Source organism: Sphingomonas sp. ID0503 (genome assembly GCF_048565625.1).
Lineage (GTDB): Bacteria > Pseudomonadota > Alphaproteobacteria > Sphingomonadales > Sphingomonadaceae > JBLZUR01.
The window spans coordinates 66,369-84,990 of sequence record NZ_JBLZUR010000001.1; the positions used below are offsets into that span (position 1 = coordinate 66,369).

Genomic DNA, 18,622 nt, shown 5'->3' on the forward strand with positions numbered 1-18,622 from the left:
GGCTTGCCGGTCACGCCTTAGTGCTCCATCACATAGTGACCGGGGGCATCGGCAATCGGCGTATATCCCCTGTCGGGGGCGCCGATCGGCGGCGGGGAGACCGGCTCGCCAGATCGCGCTGCAAGCCAGTCGCCCCATTCGGACCACCATGAGCCCTGCTTTTGTGCCGCGCGCATCTCCCATTCGTCGGGATCGTAGGAGATGCCGTCGAGTTCGCGCGTCAGCACGCGAAACCGGCGGCCTTTATGTCCCGGTTCGGACACGATCCCGGCATTGTGGCCACCGCTGGTCAGCACGAAGGTGATCTCGGCGCCGGTATGAAGGTGGATCTTGTGGACCGAGCGCCAGGGGGCGACATGATCGCGCTCGGTGCCGACCACGAAGATGGGCTTGCGGATTGCTGCCAAGGTGATCGTCTTGCCTTCGACCTTGTACTTTCCCTCCGCCAGATCGTCGTTGAGGAACAGACGGCGAAGATACTGGCTGTGCATCGCGTAAGGCATGCGGGTGCCGTCGGCGTTCCACGCCATCAGGTCGTTCATCGGCTCGCGCTCCCCCATCAGATATTCGGTGAGGATCCGCGACCAGACGAGATCGTTGGACTTCAGGATCTGGAAGGCACCGCCCATCTGGCTGCTGTCGAGATAGCCGCGGCTCCACATCATGTTATCGAGCAAGTTGAGCTGCGCCTCGTCGATGAACAGGCCGAGTTCACCCGGCTCGCTGAACTCGGTCTGCGCGGCGAGGAGTGTGATGCTGGCCAGGCGATCGTCGCCGGCGCGCGCCATGACCGAGGCCGTGATCGAGAGGAGAGTGCCGCCGAGGCAATAGCCGACCGCGTGCACCGACGTTGCTCCGGTGATCGCGGTGACCGCATCGAACGCGGCCATCGGCCCGGAGCGCCGATAGGCCTCCAGGTCGAGGTCGCGATCCGCGCTTCCGGGATTGTGCCAGGAGATCATGAACACGGTGAACCCCTGACCGGTCAGCCAACGGACGAGCGAGTTTTCCGGCGAGAGGTCGAGAATGTAATATTTCATGATCCAGGCCGGTACGATCAGGATCGGTTCTGGCCGTACCTGCTCCGTCGTTGGTTCATATTGTATGAGTTCGATCAGTTCGTTGCGGTAGACGATCTTGCCCTTGGTCGTGGCAACGGTGTCGCCGACCCGGAAAGCCTCCGCGCCGACCGGAGGTTCGCCTCTGGCCATGCGTTGCATGTCCTCAAGCAGGTGCTGGAAGCCGTCGATGAGGCATTTTCCACCGGTCTCGACGATCCTCTTCTGAAGCACCGGGTTGGTGACGAGAAAGTTGGTGGGGGCGAACATGTCCAGCAGCTGCCGAGCAGTGAACTCGATGATCTGCTCATGATGCCTTGTGACGCCGCCCACGCCTGTCGTGGCGGCATGCCACCATTGCTGGTTGAGCAGAAAGGCTTGAGCGATAATATTGAACGGCGCCTGTTTCCACGCAGGATCGGCAAACCGCCGGTCCTGGGGCAGCGGTTCGATTGCGAGAGCCGCCTCGCCGTCTCCCGCGCTTCGGACCATATAGTCGAAGAGACGCATATATTTGCGCGCCACCTTGGCGTTGAGCTGCAGTTGCTTGCCGGGAGAAACTCCAAGATGGAGAGCCCAATCGGTGAAGGCCTGGAACAATGTCGCGGGCGACAGACCGGAGGTAAACTGCGCGATCGCCGCGACGGCCGCGCGGTCGAAGGTTTCGGCGATGCCATCCAGCGGGTCCGGCGATACCGATGGGTATGGGGGTGTGGCCATGCTTGCACTCCTGGTCGGGTCGGCCTCGCTCAAGCAGAGCGCGAACACCATCTATGTTACACGCCAGTCAGAATCCTCCCGACAGTTTCCCGGTTGTCGTATATCTCTCGACGCGCTGCATCCCGGCTGCTTTTCCACCTTTCGGTGAAGTCGCTTGAAACTATCGGTACCGCATAGGTCAGATAGTGCGCAACCCGCTTGCGGTGTTTCGCCTAATCCGTCCGTTGCCCCTTTTATGCGAGTTCGTCCCGCCCGTATCTGTGCCGGGCGGCCGCAGCGGCGACGGATCGGGCTTTGCAAGGATTTGCCTGCAGGCGATTTCGGGTAGAACAACGGCGATACATTTTGACGCCGTGATCCCCGATCGCAAGCCGGCGTACCCGGCCGATGTGGCGATGCGGCTCATCGAAAGGACAAATTCATCGTGGCTTGGTTGGCGAGATTGTTTCTGATGATCCCTGCGATGATAACCGGTTGGTTCGTGTCGCGTGAGGATCCCAGGTTCTGGGTGATCGCGATGGTAGTCGCACTGGTGTTCCTGGCGCTATCTTGTGTCGCGGCGATTTATTGCCCGCAGCTCTCCATCTTTGCGCGGCGGCGTGGCGGATCGCGTCGCGCCTCTTCCAGAAAGCCGCGATGAGCGATGGCGATCTCGCTCCAGCTTCTCTCGAGAAACACAGAGCGAGTTACCCAGCATTTTCGCTGGGGCCCAGAAGCGGGATTGCCACCGCGATGAGATCGGTGGTCCTTTCGATGTATTCCTTCTTCGCTTTGGCTGTGTTGCGCAGATCGTGCCGGAAGAGGATGCGGTGCCGTGGCGCCGTGACAAGCGCATCGAACAGATGACAGGCCAGGAACGCGACATCATGGATCGGGTCTTCTGGCGCTCTCCATTGTTGTTCCAGGATAGTCCGGATCATGCTGATGCCGGCCTGGGCTCCAATGGCAGGTTTTGCCTCCAGAAGTCCGGCCCGGTTGCCGGCCAACCACACGATGAGGGATTCGATCCCGACCACTTCGGGCAGAAGCGAGATGTCGAGCAATCTTCTTGCGACATGGACAATCTGGCGGCGGACGGGTCCGCGCGGGACGGAATCCGGGATCGGGTCGAAATGGCGCGACAGGCCATGTTCGATGGCGGCGACGAGCAGCGCCAGCTTCGATCCGAAGCGCGAATAGAGCGTGCGCTTGGAAATGTGAGCGGCCGCTGCGATGGCTTCCATGCTGGTGCCTTCGACACCACCGGCCACGAAACAATCCAGCGCTACATCGAGGATATGAAATCCCAACTGGATCGCGACATCATTGGTAGGCCTTCCGCCCCGGGGATCGCGCGGCGGCAGGCGAGGTTCGATTTTGGAGGATGGACCTGGGGCCATGGATCTTCCCTAAGCCATTCATCGTTGAAATCCATGATTTCGGCTTGATCGGATCCTCCCATCAGGCGATATCCACACCGATAAGTGTAGATATGCGTCCGGAGAGGAAGCGTCGCGGCACGGCCGCGGCGAACCTGAAGCATTATGGGAACCGGACCGTCATGACGCCAATCGCAGTTGTAACCGGGGGCACGCGCGGTATCGGCGCGGCTATTTCGCGGGGCTTGAAGGGCCAGGGGTATGAAGTGGCCGCGGTCTACCACGGCAACGACAGCGCCGCGGCGCAATTCAGGCAGGAAACCGGCATCCCGGTCTTCAAGTGGGACGTTTCGGACGATCGGGCCTGCCGGGACGGCATCGCGGAAATCGAGCGTCGGCTCGGCCCGGTCGCCATCCTCGTCAACAATGCCGGTATCACGCGCGATGGGCTGTTTCACAAGATGAGCTGGGAACGCTGGAGGGAGGTGCTCGCGACGAACCTCGATTCGATGTTCACCATGACCCGTGCCGTCATCGAAGGCATGCGCGAACGCTGCTTCGGTCGGATCATCAACATCTCGTCGATCAACGGTCAGAAGGGGCAGCCAGGCCAGACCAACTATTCCGCCGCCAAAGCTGGCGTGATCGGCTTCACCAAGGCGCTGGCGCAGGAAAATGCGGACAAGGGCATAACCGTCAACGCCGTCTGCCCCGGTTATGTCGACACCGCCATGGTGGCTGCCGTCAAGGAAGAGGTGCGCGCCAAGATCATCGCCGGCATCCCCGTCGGGCGTCTCGGCGCTGCTGAGGAAATCGCGCATGCCGTGTCCTATCTCGCCTCGCCGAAGGCCGCCTTCTGCACAGGCTCGGTGCTCACCATCAACGGAGGGCAGTATATCGCAAACGGCTGAGCGCTTCCTTCGAACGGTCCTTCGCCTTCGGGTAATTGCTGATGGCGCGCCAGCCTAAGGAAGGGAGACAGCGTGTTCAGCCTCCATTTTAAAAGGACAAAACCATGACCTATCCCATCGATCAGATCGTCGCCCTCGCCAAGGCCAATGGACAGCTCGCGCTTAAATTCGCGGAGATCGCGCGAACCGCTGGGGAACAGTATCTTCAGGTCGGCAGCAAGGCGACTGCCGCGCTTGCCGATCAGGTGAAGGATGCAAAACCCGGTGCGGTTCCGAGCTTCAACAGCGAAGAAGCAACGAACCTGCTCGCTGAAATCGAGAAGAACCGGCAGGCGGCGCTGACGGAGGCCAGGACGGCACTGACGCAATGGCAGGACAGCTATAGAACGCTCTTCGCTGATGCTTCCAGCCAGCAGGAACTCATGAACAGCGCCCGGGCTTTGTTCGAGCCGTTCTTCAGGCTGTCGGCGGCGACAACCGATGGGAGAGCGGCCCCGGGCGAAGCGCCAACCCGAACGGGCAAATAAAGGCGCAACTATCAAGTGCCGACCCGGGTCGCGGGTCGGCTTTTCGCACGCAAGGCGAGCAGGAACGATGCGGGGGGCAATGATCGGTTGCAAGTTCAGAAGGGTCGGACACAAAGGGCGCGCTCTCGGAGCTATCGTGGCCATGCTGCCGGTCTGTCTTGCCGCATGTTCGTTCGCCCCGCGGCATGTGCGTCCGCCGCAGCCTGTGCCGCAGAGCTACGCCCTCGCAGCGCCTGACGGCCCTTCCATCGCGCGGATCGGTTGGCGGGATTTCTTCCGGGAGGAGCAGCTGCAGGCGCTGATCGAGGGGGCGCTGGCCAACAATCGCGATATCCGGATCGCCGCCACGCGCGTCGCCGAGGCGCGCGCCGCATGGCGTATCGAGGGCGCCTCTCTCTACCCGCAGCTCGACGCAGTGGCGACCGGTACGCGAGGCCGCTCACTGTTCAACCTTCCACAAGTCGGTGCGACGCCAATCGATGTCCGGCAGATCAGCGCCCAGCTCAACGGAAGTTGGGAAATCGACTTCTGGGGCCGCCTGCGCAACCTGCGCGACGCGGCCCGCTGGCAATACCTCGCCACCGAGGAGTCGCGCCGGGCGGTCGCCACTGATCTGGTGGCGCAGGTCGTCAACGGCTATCTGCTGGAGCGCGAATATGAAGAGCGCGCGGGGCTTACCCGCCGTTCGATCCAGACGCGCGAGGAATCGCTGCGCATCATACGCCGCCGCTACGAAGTAGGATCGGGCTCAAAGCTCGACATGACCCAGGCGCAGATATTGCTCGCCCAGGCCCGCACGACCCTGCAGGCGCTCGATCAGGACCGTGCCGTCAATCGCAACGCCCTCGCGCTGCTGGTGGGCCGGCCGGTGGACATCGCGCCCGGAACACTCGCGCTGGTGGACGCTCCGGAAAATCTGGTGCTGCCACCCGGTCTTCCTTCGGACCTTCTGACCCATCGGCCCGACATCGTCGCGGCCGAGCATCAGCTGCGCGCCGCGAACGCCAATATCGGCGCGGCGCGGGCCGCCTTCCTTCCCAATATCAGTCTCACCGGAGCCTATGGCACCATGAGCGACGAGCTGGACGGGCTGTTCTCGGCCGGCAGCGAGGCATGGACCTTCACGCCGACGATCTCGCTGCCCCTATTCAATGCCGGCCGGCTGAAGGGCAATCTCGATGTCGCCACGGCACGCCGCGATCGGGCTGTCTCCGAATATGAGCGCACCGTTCAGGCCGCGTTCCGCGACGTTTCGGACGCGCTCGTTCGCCGGCACCAGTTGCAGCTCCAGATCGCCTCGACCAGGGACATGCTGGAGGCGCAACGCGAACGCGCCCGCCTCGCGCAGCTGCGCTTCGACAATGGCCGTTCTGCCTATCTCGAAGTGCTCGATGCCCAGCGCGGCCTGTTCGAGGCCGAACAGGCGCTGGTCCAGCTTCGCCGCGCGGAGATTGCGAGCATCGTCGCGCTTTATGCGGCGGTGGGAGGCGGCTTTGCCGAGCAGTCCATTTTCGATTCCAGCGCCGCCGGCGCGGCAGGCGCAGGAGACCAGACACGATGACGGCATCCCAGAAGACATGGCTGATCCGGGGCGGCATAGCGGCGGCCATCATTGCCGCCGCCCTCCTCCTCTGGCAGGTGCTGAAGCCCGCCGATCTTCCCGAGGGTATCGTCAGCGGCAATGGCCGGATCGAAGCGGTAGAGATCGATATTTCCGCCAAGGCGCCTGGGCGCATCCGCGAGATCGTCGCGGATGAAGGCGATCTGGTCAAACAGGGTCAGGTCGTCGTCCATATGGACACCGAGACACTCACAGCGCAGCTCTCGGAGGCCGAGGCCCAGCTCGCCCAGGCGGTCAATTCGGTGCAGATCGCGCAGACCCAGGTGACCCAGCGCCAGAGCGAGCGCGCTTCGGCGCTTGCGACCGTCCGCCAGCGCGAAGCCGAACTGAATGCCGCCCGCAAGCGGCTTGGCCGGTCGGAGACGCTGGCGCGCGAAGGGGCCACGCCCGCACAGGAGCGCGATGATGATCAGGCGGCGGTCGAAGGGGCGTCAGCCACTGTCGAGGCGGCGCGGGCGCAATTGGCCTCGGTCGATGCGGCCATCGCCGCAGCTCGCAGTCAGGTGATCGGCGCGCGTTCGAATGTCGATGCAACCCGCGCGACGATCGAGCGCGTCAAGGCCGACATCAGGGACAGCGACCTGCGCGCGCCGCGCGGTGGCCGCATCCAGTATCGCGTGGCGCAGCCGGGTGAAGTGGTCGCCGGCGGTGGACGAGTCCTCAACCTCGTCGACCTGTCGGATGTCTACATGACGTTCTTCCTGCCGGAAACGATGGCCGGCCGGGTTGGTCTCGGCAGCGAGGTGCGGCTCGTGCTCGACGCAGCGCCCCAATATGTCATTCCGGCCAGGATCAGCTTCGTGGCCGACGTCGCCCAGTTCACGCCCAAGACCGTCGAGACCGAGAGCGAGCGGCAGAAGCTGATGTTCCGCGTGCGGGCACGGATTGACCCTGCCCTGCTGCGCCGCAATATCCAGCATGTGAAGACCGGCCTGCCGGGCATGGCCTACGTCCGCATCAATCCTGGCACGCCATGGCCAGAGAAGTTGGCGCGAACGGTGAGGCAATAGGGCATGTCGTCCGGCCCTGGAGCGCCGGTTGTCCACCTCGCGGGTGTGCGGCAACGTTACGGCAAGACGGAGGCGCTGCGCGGTCTTGATCTGGACGTTCCTGCCGGATGCATGGTCGGGCTGATCGGCCCTGACGGCGTCGGCAAGTCCAGCCTCCTTTCGCTGATCGCGGGCGCCCGCGCCGTGCAGGAGGGGCAGGTGCGGGTGCTCGGTGGCGACATGGCCGACGCAGGCCATCGCCAGGATGTCTGCCCGCGTATCGCCTATATGCCGCAGGGTCTCGGCAAGAACCTCTATCCCACGCTCTCGGTCGAAGAGAACCTCCAGTTCTTCGCGCGGCTCTTCGGCCATGGCGCGGCCGAGCGCCGCCGCCGCATCGACGAGCTGACCCGCAGCACGGGCCTCCATCCGTTTCTTTCGCGGCCCGCGGGAAAGCTGTCGGGCGGCATGAAGCAGAAGCTGGGCCTGTGCTGCGCGCTGATCCATGATCCGGACCTTCTAATTCTCGATGAGCCGACTACGGGCGTCGACCCACTCGCGCGCGCGCAATTCTGGGATCTGATCGCGCGCATCCGCAAGCAGCGCTCCGGCATGAGCGTCATCGTCGCCACGGCCTATATGGACGAGGCGCAGGGCTTCGACTGGCTGGTGGCGATGGACGACGGCGCGGTGCTGGCGACCGGTACGTCGACCGAACTGCTGGAACGAACAGGAAGCGCCACGCTGGAGGAGGCGTTCGTCGCTCTATTGCCCGAGGACAAGAAGCGGGGGCACGCGCCCGTGGTGATTCCGCCGCTTGAGGCAGACGAGGACGACATCGCCATCGAGGCGCGCGGCCTCACCATGCGCTTCGGCGATTTCGTGGCGGTCGACCATGTCAGCTTCCGTATCCGCAGGGGCGAGATCTTCGGATTTCTCGGCTCGAACGGCTGCGGCAAGTCGACGACGATGAAGATGCTGACCGGCCTGCTTCCCGCGAGCGAAGGACAGGCCTGGCTGTTCGGACGTGAAGTCGACCCCCGCGACATCGCGACGCGCCGCAAGGTCGGCTATATGAGCCAGGCCTTCTCGCTCTATGGCGAGCTGACCGTGCGGCAGAACCTCGAATTGCATGCCCGGCTTTTTCATGTGTCGCCGGGCGACATTCCGGACCGGGTCAGTGAGATGGTCGAACGCTTCGACCTCAATGCGGTGCTGGATGATCTTCCCGAGAAGCTGCCGCTCGGTATTCGCCAGCGCCTGTCGCTGGCCGTGGCCATGGTGCACAAGCCTGAGCTGCTGATTCTCGACGAGCCGACCTCCGGCGTTGATCCCGTCGCGCGCGACGCCTTCTGGCGGCTGCTGGCCGAGCTGTCGCGGCGCGACCATGTGACGATCTTCATCTCGACCCATTTCATGAACGAGGCGGAACGCTGCGACCGCATGTCGATGATGCATGCGGGCAAGGTGCTGGACAGCGACGCGCCTTCGAGACTGGTGGAGAAGCGCGGCGCCGCCACGCTCGAGGAGGCCTTCATCGGCTATCTCGTCGAGGCTGCCGGCAGCGGCGATGAGGATGAGGCGGTGCCCGACGCCGTCGAGGCGCCGACGGTGCATCAGCCGCAGGCGCCCAGGCGTCGCTTCAGCCCCCAGCGCATGTTGAGCTACGTCTGGCGCGAGACGCTCGAACTGCTGCGCGATCCGGTCCGCGGCACACTGGCGCTCGCGGGTTCGGTGATCCTGCTTCTGGTGATGGGCTTTGGCATCAGCCTCGATGTGAACGATCTTCGCTATGCCGTCCTCGATCACGACCAGAGCAGCATCAGCGCGCGCTACCAGCTCGATATCGCCGGATCGCGCTACTTCGTGGAAGAGCCGCCGATCACCGACCATGACGATCTCGACCGGCGCATGAGGAACGGTGAACTGGCGCTCGCACTGGAGATTCCGCCGGGCTTCGGGCGCGATCTGCTGCGAGGCCGGCCTGTGGCGGTCGGCGCCTGGTTCGATGGCGCCATGCCGCAGCGCGCCGAAACGGTCCAGGGCTATATCCAGGGGCTGCACCAGCACTGGCTGGGCGAGCAGATGCGGATGGCGGGAGCGCCGGCCGGGGCTTCCATCTCGGTGGAGAACCGCTTCCGCTACAATCCCGATGTCGAGAGCCTGCCCGCCATGGTGCCATCGGTCATCCCCCTCCTGCTGCTGATGCTGCCTGCGATGCTGGCGGCACTGGCGGTGGTGCGCGAAAAGGAAATCGGCTCGATCATCAACCTCTACGTGACCCCGGTGACACGCGCCGAGTTCCTCCTCGGAAAGCAGCTGCCCTATGTAGCGCTGGCGATGATCAACTTCCTCGTCATGGTGCTGATGGCGGTGTTCGTTTTCGGGGTTCCTCTGACCGGCAGCGTTCCGGCCTTGGTCCTTGCGGCCTTTCTGTTCTGCCTGATCGCGACCGGAATGGGGTTGCTTGCCTCGGCAATCACCAGAAGCCAGATCGCCGCGATGTTTCTTGCCATGGTCGGCACCTTGATCCCGGCGATCACTTATGGCGGCATGCTCGATCCAGTGTCTTCGCTGGAAGGTGCCGGAAGGGTGATCGGCGAAATCTATCCGGCGAACGCCATGTTCACGATCAGCCGGGGCGTCTTCAACAAGGCGTTGGGGTTCGGCGATCTGGCCGGATCATTCGTGCCGCTGCTCCTGGCGGTGCCGATCATCATCGGAGCCTCGATCCTGCTGCTCAGGAAACAGGAGCGCTGACATGCACCAGACGCTTTCGAACATATACCGTCTGGGCGTCAAGGAGCTGTGGAGCCTGTGGCGAGACCCGATCATGCTTGTCCTGATCGTCTTCACCTTCACCTTCGCGGTCTACAGTTCGGCCTCGTCGATGCCGGAGACGCTGCACAATGCGCCGATCGCCATCGTCGACGAGGACGCCTCGCCACTCTCCCAGCGGATCATCTCCGCCTTCTACCCGCCCCAGTTCAGGCAGCCGGTGATGATTGCCCCCTCGCAGATCGATCCGGGCCTCGACAAAGGCATCTACACGTTCGTCCTGCACATTCCTTCCGGGTTCCAGCGCGACGTGCTGGCCGGGCGGCCTGCTGAAATCCAGCTCAATACCGATGCGACCCGCATGACCCAGGCGTTCAGCGGCAGCGGCTATGTGCAGCAGATCGTCCTGGGTGAAGCCAACGCATTCGTGCAGCGCTATCGCGCGCAAGCCAGCTCCCCGGTCGAGCTGGAGCTACGCGCACGCTTCAATCCCACGCTCGACAAGAGCTGGTTCGGGGGGCTCTCCCAGATAATCAATCAGATCGCCATGCTGTCGATCATTCTGAGCGGCGCGGCCCTCATAAGGGAGCGGGAGCATGGCACGATCGAGCATCTGCTGGTGATGCCGGTGACCCCGTTCGAGATCATGATGAGCAAGATCTGGGCGATGGCGCTGGTCGTGCTCATAGCGGCGTTCCTGTCCTTGAACCTCGTCGTGCGGGCGGCGCTCGGCGTACCTGTGGCTGGCTCGCTGACCCTGTTCTTCGCCGGCGCGGCGTTGGTCCTGTTCGCTACGACCTCGCTCGGCATCTTCATGGCGACGATCGCGCGCAACATGCCGCAGTTCGGCATGTTGGCGGTACTGGTGCTGCTGCCGCTCCAGATGCTCTCGGGTGGCAGCACGCCGCGCGAGAACATGCCCCAACTGGTGCAGAACATCATGCTTGCCGCCCCGACCACGCACTTCATCGAATTCGGACAGGCGATCCTGTTCCGCGGGGCGGGGATCGAGACGGTCTGGCCGCAACTCGTCGCCGTCACAGCCATCGGCGCAGTGTTCTTCTCCATAGCATTGGCACGCTTCCGAAAAACCATCGCTTCCATGGCGTAACGAACTATCCCGGCATGGACCGACCATCGATGCCAGCACTGCTGGCAGCATGGCGATGATCAGAAACTCCAGGTCCGGGAAGCACGGATCACCGCTCGGCTGATCCGTCGCGCATAGCGGCAGCGTCGCCAGGCGGTCTCGATCAAACCACCTTGGGGCATCTTCAGCCATTCCGATGCCGCAAGGCCCATTTGCGGAGTTCGGCAAACCACAAGACGACGCTGCCCATCGCCAGACACAGGAGCCATTGTCCAAGCGATAGCGCACTTGTGTCGAAAGCGATATTGAGCGGGGCGAGATGGACGACGGCCACTTGCAGCAATGCCGAAACGACGACGGCGCCCCAGAGCCAGCGATTGGCGAAGAGATGGCGAAAGGCGCTGACTGTTTCCGAGCGTGCGCTGAAGCAGTTGAAGAGCTGGGCAAAGACCAGCACTGTGAAGCCGGCGGTCCGCGCTTCCTCGACCGTAGATGATCCTTCGATAAGGCCGCCTGGCAGCTGGCTGTCGATGGTGAGCAGGGAGGCGAGAGCCATCACCAGCCCCATTGCGATGACTCCCCGCCACATGCGCGCGTCGATGGCACGCTCGCTGGTGCGCCGCGGTTGCCGGGCCATCACATCCTCGGTCTCGGGATCGACGCCCATGGCGAGCGCGGGGCCGGAATCGGTAATCAGGTTAATCCAGAGAATCTGCGTCGCCAGCAACGGTGCGATCAGGCCCTCTCCGCCATCCGCACTATCAAGTCCGATAACGCCCGCGCCGACCACGCCCAGGAATACGGTCAACACCTCGCCCATGTTCGATGACAGAAGGTAGCGCAGGAACTTGCGGATATTGTCGAAGATCGCGCGTCCCTCACGCACTGCGGCGACAATCGTGGCGAAGTTATCGTCTGCCAAGATCATCTTGGCAGCTTCCTTGGTAACCTCGGTGCCCGTCACGCCCATCGCCACGCCGATGTCGGCGGATTTGAGCGCCGGCGCATCGTTCACGCCGTCTCCCGTCATCGCAACCACATTGCCGTCGGCTTGCAAAGCATCGACGATGCGCAGTTTGTGGACCGGCGCCACGCGCGCGTAGACCGAGGTTTCCCGCACGGTGGCGGCGAAGGCGCGCTCATCCATCGCATCGAGTTCGGCGCCGGTGAGCGCCTTGGCGTCCGGCGACGCGATCCCGAGCTGGTCGGCGATCCGCGCCGCGGTACGCGGATGGTCGCCGGTGATCATCATTACCCGGATGCCGGCACGGTGCGCCTCGGCGATCGCCACGGCGGCTTCCTCGCGCGGCGGGTCGATGATGCCCACGGTGCCGACGAATATCAGATCGCGCTCGAGGCTATGATCCGCGCCGGTCGCTTCTCCCGGTCCGAGCGGCCTGTAAGCGACCGCGAGGGTGCGGAGCGCTTCGCCCGACAGGCGCTCGACATCGGCTCCAGCTTCAGCGCGCAAAGGCGCGTCGAACGACTTGACTTCCATGCCGACGCGGATGCGGCCGCAGCGCTCCATCAGCACATCGGGGGCGCCCTTGGTGACGATAATCAGCTCGCCGCCATGTTCGAGATCGCGCTCGATGCTCGACATCAGTTTGCGGTCGGAGCTGAACGGGATCTCGCGGACCCGCTCAAAGCGTCTTTTCCGCCGGGCGTCGACGCCGAGCTTCATCTCGGCGACCAGGAACGCCGCCTCGGTGGGATCGCCCTGGATCTCCCACGACCCGTCGCTGGCCTCACGCAAGGCTGCGTTGCCGGCAAGGCTACCGCCGCTGAGCACGACGATGTGCTCGGCCTTGAGTGCGCCGCCGACCGGCTGGGCGTCATCGCTCTCGATAGCGCCCTGCGGCGCATAGCCGACGCCGGTGATGCGGCTGTCGCCGGAGGCAGTCGCGACACGCTGGATCGTCATCTGCGAACGGGTGAGCGTGCCCGTCTTGTCCGAACAGATCACCGTTGCCGCGCCAAGCGTCTCGACCGAGGAAAGGTCCTTCACCACAGCGTTGCGGGCGGCCATGCGCTGGACGCCCAGCGCCAGCACCAGCGACAAAATCGCGGGCAGGCCCTCGGGAACTGCGGCCACCGCCAGCGACACGCCCAGCAGCAGCACGGCTACAACATCGCTGACACCGCGAATTTCCGACAGAGCGAGGACCGTGGCGACCACGACCGAGGCGATTACGATCACGGCGATGCCAAGCATCCGCCCGATCCGCGCCACTTCCTTCTGGAGTGGTGTCGGCTCTTCGCGGGTCTGGTCGAGCATGGTCGCTATCGCGCCCATCTCGGTGCGCATGCCGGTCGCGGTGACCACCGCACGGCCACTGCCTTGAACGATGGCTGTGCCCTTGAAGACCATCGACGTTCGATCGGCGAGCGCCGCCGGTGCGGCCAAAGGCTCGGCATCCTTGAGCACGGCCTCGCTCTCGCCGGTCAGTGAGGCTTCCTGTACGCGCAGCGCTGCCGAGGCGAGCAATCTCGCGTCCGCTCCGACGGCATCGCCCTCCTCGAGCAGCAGAACATCACCCGGCACCAGCCACGAACTTGGGATGCGCTGGCGCTCGCCGTCGCGGACCACCGACGATGTCACCGCCGTCATGCGCGCCAGGGCAGCGACCGCGTCGGCCGCCTTGCCCTCCTGGACAAAGCCAAGCGCCCCGTTGAGCAGCAGGACCGCCATGATGACAAGAGCATCGATTGGCCAACCTCGATGCCCTTCGATCAGCCAGGCCGCGAGCGCGACGATGAGCGCACCGAGCAGGAGATAGACCAAGGGGTCGCGGAACTGCGCCAGGATGCGTCGCCACAAGGGGACGGACGCAACAGTGCGCAAGCTGTTCTGGCCATGCTCGGCCAATCGCCGGGCGGCATCCTCGGCCGAAAGGCCTATGGACGCATCGACGCCGAGCCCGTGCGCAATCACCTGGGCATCGACAACGGACGGATCCTCCGCAAACGGGCGGAGGGACGCGCTCATGCCAGCATCGCGCCAGTGTTGAGGAAGCGCTGGTGCCAGGACAGCGCCTTACTGAGAAACGAAGGAGATTGCCGGCTGTAAGACCATTCACGGGCGCGGACGAAACAGTCTGTAAGCACCAAACGGTACGTCGGGTGGGCGTAGTTCTCGACGATCACCGCGGCGCTTATGATTTTCACACCGGCTTGGGTAGACATCCGCTCGCTCATCGCTGTCCATCGTCCATCGTTCAGACAAGCTGCCGCCGTAGCACAACGAGCGTGGAATCGCCCTCGACAGGCTCGGCGATGAACCCCATCTCGCGTTCGAGCGAAATCGCAGCGCGGTTGTCGCGGCTTTCGACCGATTCCAGCACGCGAATGCCTCTGGCTTTTGCATGCTCTGCCAGACGATCGAGCAACGTCCAGCCAATTCCCTGGCCTTTATGATCCGCACGGATCGAAATCGCGACTTCCGCCCGTTTACCGGCAGCGTCGGCGGCCAGCATCGCCGTGGCGACAATCGTACCGTCCTCACCTGGCGCGGTGACGATGAAGCTCTCAGTGGCTTCCTGGTCGACGCCGATCATCTCCATCAAGCGGGCGTGGCTCACTTCCTGCACCGCGCTCAGGAAGCGGAAGCGCAAGTCTTCGGGCGTGACCTGGTGGAAGAAGTTGGCCAACGCCGGTTCATCGGAAGCGGTCACGGCACGCACCCGAAACCGGGACCCACTGCGAGTAATGAGGTCGACTTCTTCGCCGCCGCCGATGTTGCCTATGGATTGGTTCGTGTCAGTCATGAAAGGGCCTTTCTGCGCGTCAGGGCTCAAGAACGATGCGGCCTTCCACCTGCCCGTGGCGGAGGCGATCGAAGACGTCGTTGACCGCCGAGAGCGGCTCGACCGCTACTGACGTGCGGACCTTGCCCTCGGCGGCAAAGGTCAAGGCTTCAGCCAGATCCTGGCGGGTCCCTACGATCGAACCACGCACGGTGATCCGCTTCAGCACTACGTCGAAGATCGGCGTCGGAAATTCGCCCGGCGGCAGTCCCACCAGTGCGACGGTCCCACGCCGGCGCGTGCACGCGATGGCCTGGCTGAAGGCGGCCGGCGAAACCGCCGTCACCAGCACGCCATGCGCGCCGCCTCCGGTCGCCGCGGTGATCCTGGCGACTGCATCGCCGGTCGCTGAATTGGCCGTGATATCTGCGCCGAGTTCCTGCGCCAGCGCGAGCTTGTCGTCCGAAATGTCGAGCGCGGCCACGTGAAGACCCATCGCCTTGGCGTATTGAACTGCGACATGTCCCAGACCCCCGATCCCCGAGATCACGACCCATTCTCCGGGCTTGGCTTCGGTCTCCTTAAGGCCCTTGTAGGTGGTGACGCCGGCACACAGGATCGGCGCCAGCGCAGGAAAGTCTGGATTGGCGGGCAGATGGCCGACATAAGGCGCGCTGGCGATGGCGTATTCGGCATAGGTGCCGTTCACACTGTAGCCGCTGTTGTGCTGCTGTTCGCACAGCGTCTCCCAGCCGGTCCGACAATATTCGCACCGGCCGCAGGCATCGTGTAACCAAGGGATGCCAACTGCATCCCCTTCCTTGAGGTCCGCCACTCCCGGACCGACCGCCGCGACATAGCCGACTCCTTCATGGCCCGGTATCAGGGGCATAATAGGCTTTACGGGCCAGTCGCCGTCCACCGCGTGAAGATCGGTATGGCAGACGCCGGTCGCCTCGATCTTCACCAGAACCTCGCCGGGTCCAGGGCTCGGGATCGGCGCATCCTCAATGGCCAGCGGAGCGCCGAAATTCCGCGCTACAGCCGCTTTCATCGTCATCATGGCACTCCTCCTCTGTCGCAGCGTTTTAAACTCGAAGCTCTACCAGGATAATCGCATCATACCTGGGATCGCGATGCGCAATCATGACACGCTCAGCAGAACAAAGCATAAGTCCGAACGTTGCTGGATTGATCCTCCAGTCCACAGCGACTGTCTTGAGCCAATTCGTATCGCTAGCGGTCGCTGTCGTGGCGCGCGGACACCGAGATCAGGCCGATTTCTCGTAATGGCGGGTCATCCGCTGCGAGACGCCGCTCGCATCCGACGCCTGACCGATATTCATCGCCGTCCCCGTTCGAGCCGGGCGGTGTTCAGCCGCAAGGCGTTGGCGACGACCGTGAACGAGGACAGCGCCATCGCGGCGCCCGCGAACATCGGCGACAGGAGGATGCCCGCGACGGGATAGAGGACCCCCGCCGCGACCGGCACGCCAACCCCGTTGAACAGGAAGGAGAAGAACAGGTTCTGGCGGATGTTGGCCATCGTCGCGCGGGCGAGTCGGCGGGCACGAACCATCGCCGACAGGTCTCCCCTGGTGAGCGTGAGCCCGGCGCTTTCGATCGCGACATCGGTGCCGGTGCCCATCGCCACGCCGACATCGGCGGCAGCGAGCGCAGGGGCGTCGTTGATGCCATCGCCCGCCATCGCCACACGCGCGCCGTTCGCCTTCAGCTCGCCGACGATGCGGGCCTTGTCCTCGGGCTTGAGATCGGCATGAACCTCGTCGATCCCGCCGATCTTCCGCGCGACCGCCTCCGCCGTCCCGCGGCTGTCGCCGGTCAGCATGACGATACGCAGCCCCTCGGCATGGAGCGCGGCGATGGCATCGCGCGCGGACGCCTTGATGGGATCGGCGACCGCGATCAGCCCGGCGGCGGCGCCGCCGATCGCGACGAGCATCACGCCCGCGCCTTCGCCGCGGTGCCGCTCGGCCGCCGCCTCGAGCGCGGTGGCGTCGGCCCCGACCCGGCGCATCTGCGCGGCATTGCCGACGATGACGGCGCGACCGTCGACTTCGCCGCTGATGCCCATGCCGGTCTGCGATTCGAAGCCCTCGACCGGATCGATGGCCAGACCGCGCTCGCGCGCGCCGTTGACGATCGCCACCGCCAGTGGGTGTTCGGAATGAGCCTCGACCGCAGCCGCCATCGCCAGCACCTGATCGGCCTCGAACGCGCCCGCGGGTTTCACCGCGACCAGCTTCGGTTTGCCCTCGGTGAGCGTGCCGGTCTTGTCGATCACCAGCGTGTCGACCTTGTCGAGCGCCTGCAGCGCCTCCGCGTTCTTGACCAGCACGCCGGTCTGCGCGCCGCGGCCTGTGCCGACCATGATCGACATCGGCGTGGCAAGCCCCAATGCGCAGGGGCAAGCGATGATGAGGACGGCGATGGCGTTGAGCAGCGCGTGACCGAAGCGCGGCTCCGGCCCCAAGAGGTTCCAGATCACGAACGTCAGAGCCGCGATCAGCACCACCAGCGGCACGAACCAGCCCGAGATGCGATCCGCCACCGCTTGAATCGGCGCGCGGCTGCGCTGTGCCTCGGCGACCATTGAGACGATCCGGGCGAGCATCGTCTCGGCGCCGACCGCCTGCGCCTCCATGACGAGGCTGCCGGTGCCATTGACGGTCCCGCCAGTGAGCGCGGCGCCGGGTGTCTTCAGCACCGGCGCCGACTCGCCGGTGAGCATCGATTCGTCGACGGGCGAGCGGCCGTCGATCACCGTTCCGTCTACGGGGATCGCCTCGCCCGGGCGCACGCGCAGCCGGTCGCCTCTAGCGACCTCGCTCAAGCCGATCTCCTGTTCTTGGCCGTCAGCGCCGATCCGCTGGGCCGACTTCGGGGCGAGGTTCAGCAGTGCGCGGATTGCGCGGCCGGTTGCGGCACGCGCGCGCAGCTCCAGCACCTGGCCGAGCAGCACCAGCGCGACCACCACGCCCGCCGCCTCGTAATAGACCGGCACCATCCCGCCATGTTCGCGGAAGGTGTCGGGGAACACGCCGGGCGCGGCAGTCGCCACCAAGCTATAGAGGAACGCCGCGCCGACTCCGATCGCGATCAAGGTGAACATGTTGTAGTGGCGGCTCCTGAGCGAGGCCCAGCCGCGCTCGAAGAAGGGCCAGCCTGCCCACAGCACGATTGGCGCGGTAAGGGCGAGTTGTACCCAAGGCGACCAGCGCATCGGCACGAGATGCAGCCCTGCCATCTCCGCGCCCATCGAGATGAGCAGCAGCGGCACCGCCAGCACAGCGCTGACCCAGAAGCGGCGGGTGAAATCGAGGAGTTCGGGGTTGGGGCCGCCATCTGTGCTCGGCTCGGCGGGCTCGAGCGCCATGCCGCAAATCGGGCAGGTGCCGGGCGCATTGCGCCGGATTTCCGGATGCATCGGGCAGGTCCACGCCGCCGCCGAGGAGGGGACCGACAGAGCCGCGGCTTGCGGCTTCAGATATCTTTCGGGATCGGCGACGAACTTTGCCCGGCAACCGGCACTGCAGAAATGATAGCGCGCATCCTCATGTTCGGCATGATGCGCGGTCGCGCCCGGATCGACGTGCATCCCGCACACGGGGTCGGTCACGGCGCCCGGTGCGGCGACGTGTCCCGAACAGCAATGGCCAGCGTGCGAGTGCGGATGATCCATCACGATGCTCCTTTGCACCGCCAGATAACTTCTGACGCCCGTCTCAGTCGTATCGCCGTTCTCAACTCGCAGCTTTTGGCGAAGGAGGCGAGCCGGATACGGCATGCTGATCGATTACCGC

13 protein-coding genes are annotated in these 18,622 nt (G+C 64.6%); 6 read left to right on the forward strand and 7 right to left on the reverse strand.

The features are described 5' to 3' along the window. Window positions 1–17 precede the first annotated feature (17 nt). Both ACM608_RS00340 and ACM608_RS00345 read right to left on the reverse strand, forming a co-directional pair. Entirely contained in the window at window positions 18–1,778 is a 1,761-nt protein-coding gene (locus tag ACM608_RS00340; RefSeq protein ID WP_419680952.1) for a PHA/PHB synthase family protein, read from the reverse strand. A gap of 686 nt (window positions 1,779–2,464) precedes the next feature. Then, on the reverse strand, window positions 2,465–3,157 hold the full coding sequence (locus ACM608_RS00345; protein ID WP_419680954.1) for a TetR/AcrR family transcriptional regulator: 693 nt from the start codon (window positions 3,155–3,157) through the stop codon (window positions 2,465–2,467). A 161-nt stretch (window positions 3,158–3,318) separates the two neighbouring features. Between ACM608_RS00345 and phbB the strand changes: the two genes are divergently transcribed. From phbB to ACM608_RS00375, 6 genes are all read left to right on the forward strand, one after another. After that, entirely contained in the window at window positions 3,319–4,047 is a 729-nt protein-coding gene (gene phbB / locus ACM608_RS00350) for an acetoacetyl-CoA reductase (RefSeq protein WP_419681045.1), read from the forward strand. 104 nt (window positions 4,048–4,151) lie between these two features. Further along, complete coding sequence (locus ACM608_RS00355; RefSeq protein ID WP_419680956.1) at window positions 4,152–4,574, forward strand: hypothetical protein; 423 nt, start codon at window positions 4,152–4,154, stop codon at window positions 4,572–4,574. Window positions 4,575–4,716: 142 nt separating this feature from the next. Then, window positions 4,717–6,135: an efflux transporter outer membrane subunit gene (locus ACM608_RS00360; protein WP_419681047.1), complete on the forward strand. Its 1,419-nt coding sequence runs from the start codon at window positions 4,717–4,719 to the stop codon at window positions 6,133–6,135. Further along, the gene (locus tag ACM608_RS00365) at window positions 6,132–7,205 is read left to right on the forward strand and encodes an HlyD family secretion protein (RefSeq protein WP_294444655.1); all 1,074 of its coding nucleotides are present in this window, start codon (window positions 6,132–6,134) and stop codon (window positions 7,203–7,205) included. Before ACM608_RS00360 ends, ACM608_RS00365 begins: the two co-directional genes overlap by 4 nt. Before the next feature lie 3 nt (window positions 7,206–7,208). Beyond that, a complete protein-coding gene (gene rbbA, locus ACM608_RS00370) occupies window positions 7,209–9,944 on the forward strand; it encodes a ribosome-associated ATPase/putative transporter RbbA (RefSeq protein ID WP_294444656.1) in 2,736 nt (911 codons plus the stop codon). Window position 9,945: 1 nt separating this feature from the next. Further along, entirely contained in the window at window positions 9,946–11,073 is a 1,128-nt protein-coding gene (locus tag ACM608_RS00375) for an ABC transporter permease (RefSeq protein WP_294444657.1), read from the forward strand. A 163-nt stretch (window positions 11,074–11,236) separates the two neighbouring features. On the opposite strand, the gene ACM608_RS00380 is transcribed toward ACM608_RS00375, so the two are convergent. From ACM608_RS00380 to ACM608_RS00400, 5 genes are all read right to left on the reverse strand, one after another. After that, the gene (locus ACM608_RS00380) at window positions 11,237–14,041 is read right to left on the reverse strand and encodes a cation-translocating P-type ATPase (RefSeq protein ID WP_294444658.1); all 2,805 of its coding nucleotides are present in this window, start codon (window positions 14,039–14,041) and stop codon (window positions 11,237–11,239) included. Next, window positions 14,038–14,250 (reverse strand): hypothetical protein, encoded by a 213-nt coding sequence (locus ACM608_RS00385; RefSeq protein ID WP_294444660.1) that lies wholly within the window; start codon window positions 14,248–14,250, stop codon window positions 14,038–14,040. Before ACM608_RS00385 ends, ACM608_RS00380 begins: the two co-directional genes overlap by 4 nt. 20 nt (window positions 14,251–14,270) lie before the next feature. Then, window positions 14,271–14,819, reverse strand: a complete 549-nt coding sequence (locus tag ACM608_RS00390; protein WP_294444662.1) for a GNAT family N-acetyltransferase — start codon at window positions 14,817–14,819, stop codon at window positions 14,271–14,273. Between the two features lie 19 nt (window positions 14,820–14,838). Further along, a complete protein-coding gene (gene adhP / locus ACM608_RS00395) occupies window positions 14,839–15,861 on the reverse strand; it encodes an alcohol dehydrogenase AdhP (RefSeq protein ID WP_294444663.1) in 1,023 nt (340 codons plus the stop codon). A 279-nt stretch (window positions 15,862–16,140) separates the two neighbouring features. Beyond that, window positions 16,141–18,501 (reverse strand): heavy metal translocating P-type ATPase, encoded by a 2,361-nt coding sequence (locus ACM608_RS00400; protein WP_294444664.1) that lies wholly within the window; start codon window positions 18,499–18,501, stop codon window positions 16,141–16,143. Window positions 18,502–18,622 lie beyond the last annotated feature (121 nt).